The sequence below is a fragment of the Catellatospora coxensis genome (assembly GCF_016862635.1).
In the GTDB taxonomy this organism is placed as follows: Bacteria; Actinomycetota; Actinomycetes; order Mycobacteriales; family Micromonosporaceae; genus Catellatospora; species Catellatospora coxensis.
The window spans coordinates 1-10,149 of sequence record NZ_BONI01000145.1 but is presented as its reverse complement, the minus strand read 5'-3'; the positions used below and the strand labels follow the sequence as shown (position 1 = coordinate 10,149).

Below are 10,149 nucleotides of genomic sequence, written 5' to 3'. Positions count from 1 at the left end.
GCCCGCTCCTGTCGAACGTGGTGATCACCGACCTTTCCACGCTCGGTTGACCCGCCTGCGACGGAGATCACCGACTCCGGGACGGGTTTTTGCTGGTCAAGCGGAACCTTCGGGCGATCCACCCGGTCGGTACACCCGGAAGTCGATCGTGAAAGGCGGCATGGATGTCACCTCAGCCGGAGCCGCTGACCCGAGACCGCCACCTCGCCGCCCCTCTCGCTTCCCCCTGAACTGCGACGTTGCAAAAGATCTTCGAGCGTTCATGTCTCGTTTGAGTGGAGAAACATCGATGCCCCCTCGTTCCCCCTCCCGCCGCCTCAGGGCCGTGGCGCAAGCGCTCCTGGCGCTCGCCATGGCTGCGGGCCTGGCCTCCGCAGCACCGGTGGCGGCTTCTGCCACCGCTCCCGCCCCGACGCCGGGGTCCGGTGCCATGCGCACCGTGACGCTGGTCAACGGTGACCGCGTCACCATGTCCAGCCTGCCCGGCGGGCGCAGCACCACCGTCGTGCGCGGCCCGTCCGGAGAGCCGGTCGGCGCGCACGTCGTCACGTCCGGCGCGGACACCTACGTCTACCCCGACACCGTGACCCGCTACGTCGCCGCCGGGCTGCTCGACGAGCAGCTGTTCAACATCACCCGGCTGGTCGCCGACGGCTATGACGACGCGCGCCTGTCCCACCTGCCGCTGATCGTCGAATACGACGAATCGGCTGCTCGCCGCACGCCGCTGCCCGGCGCGACACAGGTCCGGGCGCTCGACAGCGTGCACAGCGCGGCGGTCGAGCAGGACCGCTCCGCCGCGGCCGGGTTCTGGTCGGCGCTGACCGCCGGTTCCGGCGCGGGCCTGCGCACCACCGGCCGGCCGGTGCTCGGCGGCGGTGTGGCCAAGGTGTGGCTGGACGGCAAGGTCCGCGCCACGCTGGCCGACACCACGGCGCAGATCGGCGCGCCGGAGGTCTGGGCGGCGGGCAACACCGGGGCGGGTGTGGCCGTCGCGGTGCTCGACTCCGGCGTCGACCAGACCCACCCCGACCTCGTCGGGCAGATCGCGCAGGCGCAGAGCTTCGTGCCGGGCGAGGAGGTCGCCGACCGGCACGGCCACGGCACGCACGTCGCCTCGACCATCGCCGGCACGGGTGCGGCGTCGCAGGGCCGCGAGCGGGGCGTCGCCCCCGGCGTCCGGCTGCACATCGGCAAGGTCCTCAGCGACGCCGGCGAGGGCCAGGACTCCTGGGTCATCGCCGGTATGGAGTGGGCCGCGCGGCAGCAGCACGCCAAGGTGATCAACATGAGCCTGGGCGGCGAGCCGACCGACGGCACCGACCTGAAGAGCCGCGCCGTCAACGAGCTGAGCGCCGAGACCGGCGCGCTGTTCACGATCGCGGCCGGCAACTCGGGTCCGGACCTGGAAACCGTCGGCACGCCCGGCGCCGCCGACGCGGCGCTGACCGTCGCCGCGGTCGACAGCCAGGACCGCGTCGCGTTCTTCTCCAGCGGCGGGCCGCGCCGCGGCGACAAAGCGCTCAAGCCCGACATCTCCGCGCCGGGCGTCGACGTGCTCGCCGCACGTTCGCAGCAGTCCGACATGGGCGAGGGCCCCTACCTCACGATGAGCGGGACGTCGATGGCGTCGCCGCACGTCGCGGGCGCCGCGGCCCTGCTCGCGGCGGTGCACCCCGACTGGACGGGGCAGCAACTCAAGGACGCGCTCATGAGCACGAGCCGGGCCCCGCAGCGGCTGGAGCCGTACCGCGACGGCAGCGGCCGCGTCGACGCCGCCGGGGCCGTGGCGGCGACCCTCTTCGCCACCGGCTCCGACTTCGCCGCGCTGACCTGGCCGCACCAGCAGAGCAAGGTCGACCGCACGATCACCTACACCAACACCGGCGACAGCCCGGTGACCCTGAGCCTGTCCCTGCGGGCCCCCACCGCACCGGCGGGCCTGTTCACGCTGGCCGACGACCGGGTCACCGTGCCCGCGCGGGGCACCGCCGAGGCGACCGTGCAGCTCGACCTCGACCGGATCGCCGACGACAACTACGCGTACGCCGCCGTGGACGCCGCCGGACCCGACGGGACGCGGCTGGCGCACACGCTGGTCGGCATGAACCGGCAGGGACAGCGGGCCGACCTGTCGTTCCAGGCCCGTGACCGCGACGGCAAGGGCCTGTCCGGGGTGATCCTCCTCAAGGACATCACTCGCAACACCATCCCGCAGCTGCACGTCGTCGACGCCTCGGGCCGGCTGGACCTGCGGCTGCCGCCGGGCGTCTACAGCGCCTCGATGTACACCGAGCTGCTCGACACCGACGGCGCGTACACCCTGGGCCTGGGCATGCTGTACGCGCCGGAAATCGTGCTGGCCGGCGACAGCAGCCGCACCGTGGTGCTCGACGCCCGCAAGCTGAAGCGGGTCGGCGCCGTCGTCAAGGCCGACACCGCGCGCGCCGCGGTCCGCGTCGACTTCAGCCGCACCTACGGCGAGCTGGACCCGCTGTTCGACAACTACCTCGTGGACAGCCGCTACCACAGCATCTGGGCCACCCCGACCGAGCCCGTGCGGCAGGGCACGTTCGGCCTCGGCTTCCGCTGGGGCCTGGTCGAGCCGCCGCTGACCCTGAGCGCCCACGGCGAGCGCTACGACGACCTGCTGGTGCAGACGCGCTCCGGCTCGCTGCCGGACGGCAGCACCGCGCTGGAGGTGGTGTACGCGGGCGACGGTTCGGCTGCCGCGGTGGCCGCAGCCCGCGTCCGCGGCCGGGTGGCCGTGGTCCGGCACGCCCCGCAGCTGGACGTCGACGCCGTGGCGCGGACGGTGGCCGCGGCGGGCGGCAAGCTGATGCTGCTGGTCAACGACGGCTACGGCCGGCTCGACGCCTGGCGGGACGTGGAGAACCCGAACCCGGCGCTGCCGGTGGCCTCCATCGGGCGCGGACAGGGTGAGCGGCTCATCGCGCGGCTCGGGCGTGGCCCGGTGCGGCACACCGTGACCTCCCACCCCGTGGCCGGCTACGTGTACGACCTCGTGCACCGCTACCGCAAGGCTGTGCCGGCCGACCTGACCTACCGGCCGCAGCCGCGCGACCTGGCCCGCGTCGACGTCGACTACCGCAATCCCACCCCGGGCGCGGTCTTCGCCACCCGCTACGACGTGTCGCCGGAGCAGCCCGGCTCCGCCCTCAGCGGGCCGATGCTGGCCGCGCCCGCCCAGGGCCGGCGCACCGACTGGGTATCGGCCGACCATGGCAACCAGTGGTTCGAGCAGGCGAGCGAGGTCCAACTCACCCTCATGTCGGACCTGCTCACCTACCCGCCGGGCAAGCCGCATGAGGTGACCTGGTTCGCGCCGGTCGGCCGGCCCACCCTGCTGACCGAGGGCATCCTCTCGGGCACGCCGACGCAGCTGGGCAACGACGTGATGATCTGGAACCTGCCGAGCTGGGGTGACGCCGACCCGCGCCACATGGGCCAGGTGTGGAATGCCGAGATCGACCAGACCACGAGCCTGCACCAGGGCGGTGTCCTGATCGTGGAGAACCCCGGCAGCTCCGTGTACGGGCAGCTCACGCCGGGCGGTGGTCGGGTCCGGGTGACCACGAGGACCGATCAGCAGGCGGTCTCGCCGTACTCGACGCGCACCGAGACGGCGTGGGAGTTCCCGTACGCCGAGGCCACTGCCGAGGAGGCGCGGCGGCTGCCGCTGATGAGCGTGTACTACGCGGTCGACACCGACCTCGCCGGTCGCGCCGACCGGCACGCCGCGCTCACCGTCACGGCCACGCACCACCCGGACGCCTACCGGGCGGGCAAGGTCCGCACCGTCCGGCTCGAGGTGTCCTACGACGACGGCCGCACCTGGCACCGCACCGCGGTGACCCAGCGCGACGGCGGCTGGCGGGCGGCGCTGGACGCGCCGCGTTCGGCGCAGTTCGTCTCGGTGCGGGTGACCGCGGCCGACACGACGGGCAACACGGTCACCCAGACCGTGGTGCGGGCCTTCGGCCTGCGCTGAGCACGCCGGTCGGCGGTCTGCCGACGTGACCCGTGACGGTTCCGGCCGGACAGGCGATGCCTGTCCGGCCGGAACTCTGTGCGGGTTGCCACCGCCGCGCGGGCGGTGGGGCTTCACCAGCGGCGGTGGACCGGGTTCGTGGTGGTGCCGCAGATATCGACCGCGATCCCGACTTCGAGCCCGACGACACTCACCGGCCCTCGGTCTCCCCGATCGCGGCGGCCTGCTGGACCAGCTCGATCCGCGAGCGCATCTGCAGCTTGGTCAGCACCCGGGACACATGGGTCTGCACGGTGTTGCGGGTGACGAACAGCTCGGCGGCGATGTCCGGGTTGGACATGCCTCGGGCGAGCAGTTGCGCGACATGACGCTCGCTCGGGGTCAGCGCGTCCCAGCCCACGGCGGGTCGGCGGCAGACGGTCCGGGGACCACGCCGGACGCCGTACGACCGCAGTCTCGCCTCCAGGCGGCGCGCGTCCCACGTCGCGCCCAGATCCAGCCAGGCGGCCAGCGCATCGGTGCACGCCGTCCGCGCGCCTGCCAGGTCTCCCTGCTCAGCCAGCACACGTGCCACCTCTTCCAGCGCCAGCGCCCGATGGTGCAGGCACGCCGAGTGGCCGAAATCCGCCGCCACGCTGTGCAGTTCCATCGCGTCGGCGGCGACCAGGGCGCGGCAGAATCGGATCACCAGTGACCGGTGCGGCGACGGGTCCGGATCGGCGGCGACCGCCGTCGCGGCCGCCTCGGCGAGCGCCGGCTCGCCCTGCGCCAGCGCCGCGCGCACCAGGTACACCGCCTCGTCGCACCGGCCGGCGCGGTCCGGCCCCGGCGGCAGGTCCAGGTAGGCCGCCCGCAGTGCCAGGCTCTCGGCCAGGTCGCCCCGGCTCTCGGCCAGCAGCGCCAGCGCGTCGGCGACGGGTCCGCTGGCACCGGCCCAGCGCCCCTGGTCGGCGGGGTTCAGGAACCCTCCGGCCCTGAGCCTCGCCTCGGCGGTCTCGCGGTCGTCCCGATGTATCGCGATCCGCGCCGCGACAGCGTGCAGGTAGGAGATCGACGGGTTGGCCAGCAGCTCCTGGTCGAGCCGGTCGGCGTAGGCCACCGCCTCGTCCCACCGGCCACGCGCGTAGGAAGCGTCGGCGGCCTGGGCGTACACCCCGCCGACGCGCGAGCTTCCCTCCTGCTCCGCGGAACGCAGCGCGCTGAACGCGCCGAGAACGGCCAGGCCCCCGATCGTCGGGGGCAGGCTCAGCGCGGCCACACCGCCGAAGACGACGACCAGCAGCACGGCCCGGACGAGCGCACGGGAACCGTCACCGTGCGGGTCGTCGAGCCCTTCGGTGATCAGCGTGCCGAAGGCCAAGGAGCCCCAGACACCGCCGACCGTCAGGAAAGCCAGCGCGGCACCGATCACCCACCAGCGGCGGCGCGCCATGGCGCGTCCCCAACGCTCGAGCATCAACATGGTCGCGCCCTCCCGCTCGTCTCCGACTGCGTGTGGCTGAACCTAAGGACGGGCACTTGACATTCAGTGAACGGTCGATTCAGTCCCCGGAAAGCCGACCGGCCTGGGCACGACTCCGGTGCCGGCCTACGGGTACGCGGCGCGACCCCCCGCCGCGCCGCGTACCCGGCCGGCTCCGCTACGTCGTTCGCCGCGGAGCCGAGTTCGAGGCCGAACACCCGGTTCGGCAGCACCCACCGGGACACCTCGGCGAGGTTCCACGGCGTGGTTGACTAAGCTCCATAGAGTTCCGTCTCGGTGACGGCCGGGTTGCTGCTCTCGGAGCGTCCCAGGCGGGCCGCGGAGCCGAACATGGGCCCACGGGCGCGCTGGAGCCCGGCGAACCGTCCAAAGCCGAGCGGCTTGGGCACATCGTCGTAGACGGCCTCCATGCCGCCTCTGACGGAGTACGTCTCGTGCCAGAAGCCGGTGCCGCCGGAGTCCTGAAGGAAGCTCGTCCACCACTGGCGGTGCGGCTCCGATCGGGCGAAGGCGAGTAGTGAGGGCAGGTCGCGCCAGTACTGGCGCATGCCCATGTTCATCGGGAAGAACGAGTAGTACACCGGCTCGTGCAGCAGCAGTCCGTCGGGTTTGTCCGCCACCGACTCGCTGATCTTCCGGCCGAAGCTGAAGAAGGTCCGGATCCCGTAAAGGTGGTTCACCCTCATACCGAGGTACAGGACCAGGAGGTCGGGATAGGCAGACAGATCGACCGTCTGCCGGTTCACTCGGGTTGGCATCGCGAACTCCTCAATGGTTTTCCGCTGTCCGGATTCCCCCAAGGTAGATCCACCTACTTGACGAGTACTGAACTGTTTCGCGGATCCGCCGGCGTCGCGGGGACGGCTTTGTTCAGTGCCCGTCAAGTAGGCATTCGTACGGTGAGCCGACTCGTCAACGAACTGGAACTGAAAGGCTCCCATTGATGACAATCACCCGCCGTACGCTGCTCGCCGGATCCGCCGCGGCCGCGGCCGGCGCCGCGCTCGGAGCGACCGCCGCCCAGGCATACGCAGGGAGCGACGGCACGCAGAAGCCCACCTTGACAGCCGCCCAGACGTTCGAAGGGCACGACGGCACGCAGAAGCCCACCGTGGTACTGGTGCACGGCGCGTTCGCCGACGCCTCCGGCTGGCACGACGTCGCGGCTCGGCTCATCCGCGCCGGCTACCCGGTCATCGCACCGGCGAACCCGCTGCGCGGTGTGGCCGCCGACTCCGCCTACCTGGCCAGCGTCCTCGCCACCATCGGCGGCCCGCTGGTGCTCGCCGCGCACTCCTACGGCGGGATCGTCGCCACCAACGCCGCGGCCGGCAACGCGAACGTCAAGGCGCTGGTCTACGTGGCCGCGTTCGCACCGGATCAGGGCGAGACGCTGCTCGGCCTGCAGACCAGATACCCGGGAAGCAAGCTCGACGAGACCGCGCTGGACATCCGTCCCCACGGCACGGGCGTCGACGGGTACATCAAGAAAGCGGTGTTCCGGGACGTCTTCGCCGGCGACGTGCCCTCGGCGTCCACCGACCTGATGTGGGCCGGTCAGCGGCCGGCCGACCTGCGCACGCTGCAGGAGCCGTCCGGTGTCCCGGCCTGGAAGACGACTCCTTCCTGGTACCTGGTCGCCCGCAACGACAAGGTGCTGCCCGCCGCCGCGCAGCGGTTCATGGCGCAGCGGGCCGGTGCGCGCACGATCGAGGTGGACGCCTCGCACGTCGCGATGATCGCCCAGCCGGCCGTGACAGCCGAGCTCATCGTGCGCGCCGCCCGCTGAGGCCGGGAGAATGCACAAGCACGCATACGAAGGTCAGTGCGCCGCCGAGGAACGGCGGCGCACGGCCGCGAAGCCGGCCACCCGCGGGCCGAAACGAACCCTGTTCGCGCTGGCGCTGGGCACCTTCGCGATCGGCACCGGCGAGTTCGGCAGCAACGGCATCATCCAGCTGTTCGCGTCCGACCTGGACGTGTCGATCCCGGTCGCCACGTACGCGATCACCGCGTACGCCTTCGGGGTGGTGATCGGTTCCCCGGCGATCACCCTGCTCGCCGCCCGGGTCAACCGGCGTGCCCTGCTGCTCGGCCTCATCGTGCTGTTCCTCGCGGGAAACGGGCTGTCCGCGCTCGCCCCGAACATCACGATGCTGGTCGTGTTCCGGTTCGTCGCCGGCAGCGTGCAGGGCGCGTTCTTCGGCGCCGGCGCCGTGGTCGCCGCGTACGTGTACGGGCCGGGCAAGGGCGGCAAGGCGTTCGCCACCGTGATGGGCGGGCTCACCGTCGCCACCATCTTCGGGTCGCCGCTGGGCACGTTCATCGGCCAGCATGCCGGCTGGCGGGTCATGTACTGGGCCGTGGTAGCCGTCGGCCTGCTCGCCGGCATCGCCCTGATCGCCTGGCTGCCCCGCACCGACGAGCTGCGCGGCGGCTCCGTCATGCAGGAGCTGGGCGCGCTGCGCCGGGTCAACGTCTGGCTGATGGTCACCGTCGCGGCGCTCGGCATCTCCAGCATCTTCGCCGTCTACACGTTCATCGGCCCGTTCGTCACCGACGCCGCGGGGCGCGACGCGTCGCTCATCCCGATCGCGCTCGCCGTCTTCGGCGTCGGCATGGCGGTCGGCAACTCGCTCGGCGGGAGCATCGCCGACAGGTACGAGCACCGCGGTCTGATCTGGGGCTACGGCGGGGTCCTCGCGGTCCTGGCGGTGATCGGCGTGACCGGGGGCGATCTGGTCATCCTGCTGCCGTGCCTGTTCGCCGTCGGCGCGACCATGATGTTCGCGATCCCGACCATCCAGGTGCGGCTGACCGCCTTCGCCCCGGACGCCCCGACCCTGATGGGCGCGCTCAACCTCGCCGCCCTCAACCTGGCCAACTCGCTGGGCGCGATCGGCGGCGCGATCACCCTCAACGCCGGCTGGGGCACCCTGTCCACCGTCTGGGCCGGTGTCGTCCTCACCACCGCCGGCCTCCTGCTGTACCTCGCGACCGTGGCCGCCCCGGCCAGGAGAAGAGCGCGGCCCCCGCAGGTCCTACCAGTTTCCCAAGTCGTCCGAACGAGAGGTTGATGAATGATGAGCACAAAACCTACCGTCGTGCTGGTGCACGGAGCCTTCGCCGACGGCAGCGGGTTCCGCCCGGTCGCCGAGCGGCTGGTCGCCGCCGGCTATCCGGTGGCCCTCGCGCCGAATCCGCTGCGGGGACTCTCCTCCGACGCGGAGCAGGTCCGGGCGCTGCTGGACAGCATCCAGGGTCCGATCGTCCTGGTCGGACACTCCTACGGCGGTGCGGTGATCTCCGCGGCCGCCACCGGGAACGCGAACGTGAAGGCGCTGGTCTACCTGGCGGCGTTCGTGCCCGAGGCGGGCGAGAGCGTGCAGGCGCTGGTCGAGAAGTTCCCCGGCAGCACCGTGGGCGAGTCCCTGAAGCCGGTGCCGCTGCCGGGCGGCCACGTCGACCTCTACATCGACCCGCGGGTGTTCCACGCGCATTTCGCGGCCGACCTGCCGGCCGCGGAGGCCGCGGTCCTGGCGATCACGCAGCGCCCGGCCACCGGCGCCGCCCTCGGCGAGCCGGCCGGCGGACCGCAGGCCTGGCACACGATCCCGAACTACCACCTGATCAGCGGCGCGGACCGGATCATCCCGCCGGCGGCGCAGCAGTTCATGGCCGAACGCTCCGGCGCCACCGTCGAGGTGGTCGAAGGCGCCTCGCACCTGGTGTTCGTCTCACACCCGGCCACCGCGGTGGCCCTCATCGACAGGGCGGCGACCGAGCATGCGCAATAACGAGAACGCGATGAAGTGGGGCCTGCGCCTGCACGTCCTGTGCTACCTCACCGGCAACGTGATCCAGGTCCTGGTGTGGCGGCTGTTCACGCCGGAACAGCACTTCTGGCCTGTCTGGTCGATCCTGGGCTGGGGTGCCGGGCTGGTGGCCCACCTCTGGGTGGTCCGTGCTGCGTCCCGCAAGCTGATCAGCACCTGAGATCGCACAGCGGCGGCAGCCGGCCGGCAGCGTCCGGGGTCCACCGCGGTGGTGGCCCGGACGCTGCCGGATCAGTTCCGGGCCAGTTCAGTCGCGGCCCGGACCGCATTCGCCGGCGGGCCGGGGGCCCGCAGCAGATCTGCCCGCTTCTGCAAGGCGGCGGCTCGGCGGGCCTCCCGGCGCACCGATCCTTCGCCGCTGCCGCCGGCGCCCGGCCAGTCGTCGTGGCCACGCCGAACCGGGGGCAGCCGCGACCGGCGGTCGGCCGACTGGTATGCCGCCTCCGGCGCGGCGGCCGGCGCGCACGAGCGCCGCCGCGGTGCGGGCCGGGTCGGCGAGAGGGCCGGCGGCCCGCAGGTGGTAGGCGAGGCGCTCGGCGACGGCCTCGTCACCGGCGTGGAGGTCGTCGAGCGCGTCCGCGACGCCCAGATGCAGCCGGACAGCCCGCTGCCGGGTCGCGGTCTCGAAAATCGACTCCCGGATTAGGTCGTGCGTGAACCGCACCGTCGACGGGTCGTCCGGGCTGGTCTCGAGGAGGCCGAGCGCGTGCAGCGGTTCGAGGCGCTCCACGCAGTCGGCAGGCTCGACGCCGGCGACGCGGCAAAGCAGCCGGAGGTCGACGTCGCGGCCGAGGAACGCGGCGACCTCCAGCAGCTCC

General features: G+C 72.4%; 7 protein-coding genes and 1 pseudogene. 5 read left to right on the top strand and 3 right to left on the bottom strand.

The genetic code is table 11. From position 1 onward, the window contains the following. Positions 1–430: 430 nt before the first annotated feature. A complete protein-coding gene (locus Cco03nite_RS41105) occupies positions 431–4,012 on the top strand; it encodes a S8 family serine peptidase (RefSeq protein ID WP_239168076.1) in 3,582 nt (1,193 codons plus the stop codon). A 190-nt stretch (positions 4,013–4,202) separates the two neighbouring features. Here the strand turns inward: Cco03nite_RS41105 and Cco03nite_RS41100 are convergent, their stop codons facing one another. Then, positions 4,203–5,474, bottom strand: a complete 1,272-nt coding sequence (locus tag Cco03nite_RS41100) for a helix-turn-helix domain-containing protein (RefSeq protein WP_203699471.1) — start codon at positions 5,472–5,474, stop codon at positions 4,203–4,205. A gap of 272 nt (positions 5,475–5,746) precedes the next feature. Beyond that, on the bottom strand, positions 5,747–6,253 hold the full coding sequence (locus tag Cco03nite_RS41095; protein WP_203699470.1) for a monooxygenase family protein: 507 nt from the start codon (positions 6,251–6,253) through the stop codon (positions 5,747–5,749). 185 nt (positions 6,254–6,438) lie between these two features. Between Cco03nite_RS41095 and Cco03nite_RS41090 the strand changes: the two genes are divergently transcribed. Genes Cco03nite_RS41090 through Cco03nite_RS41075 form a run of 4 tightly spaced genes read left to right on the top strand, consistent with a single transcriptional unit; the run spans position 6,439 to position 9,491 of the window. After that, positions 6,439–7,284 (top strand): alpha/beta fold hydrolase, encoded by an 846-nt coding sequence (locus tag Cco03nite_RS41090; protein WP_203699469.1) that lies wholly within the window; start codon positions 6,439–6,441, stop codon positions 7,282–7,284. 10 nt (positions 7,285–7,294) lie between these two features. Beyond that, entirely contained in the window at positions 7,295–8,572 is a 1,278-nt protein-coding gene (locus Cco03nite_RS41085) for an MFS transporter (protein WP_203699468.1), read from the top strand. A gap of 6 nt (positions 8,573–8,578) precedes the next feature. Then, positions 8,579–9,292 (top strand): alpha/beta fold hydrolase, encoded by a 714-nt coding sequence (locus tag Cco03nite_RS41080; RefSeq protein ID WP_239168075.1) that lies wholly within the window; start codon positions 8,579–8,581, stop codon positions 9,290–9,292. Continuing rightward, a complete protein-coding gene (locus Cco03nite_RS41075) occupies positions 9,282–9,491 on the top strand; it encodes a 2TM domain-containing protein (RefSeq protein WP_203699467.1) in 210 nt (69 codons plus the stop codon). Before Cco03nite_RS41080 ends, Cco03nite_RS41075 begins: the two co-directional genes overlap by 11 nt. Positions 9,492–9,578: 87 nt before the next feature. Here the strand turns inward: Cco03nite_RS41075 and Cco03nite_RS41070 are convergent. Beyond that, positions 9,579–10,149, bottom strand: a pseudogene (locus Cco03nite_RS41070) (hypothetical protein); the annotation flags it as partial.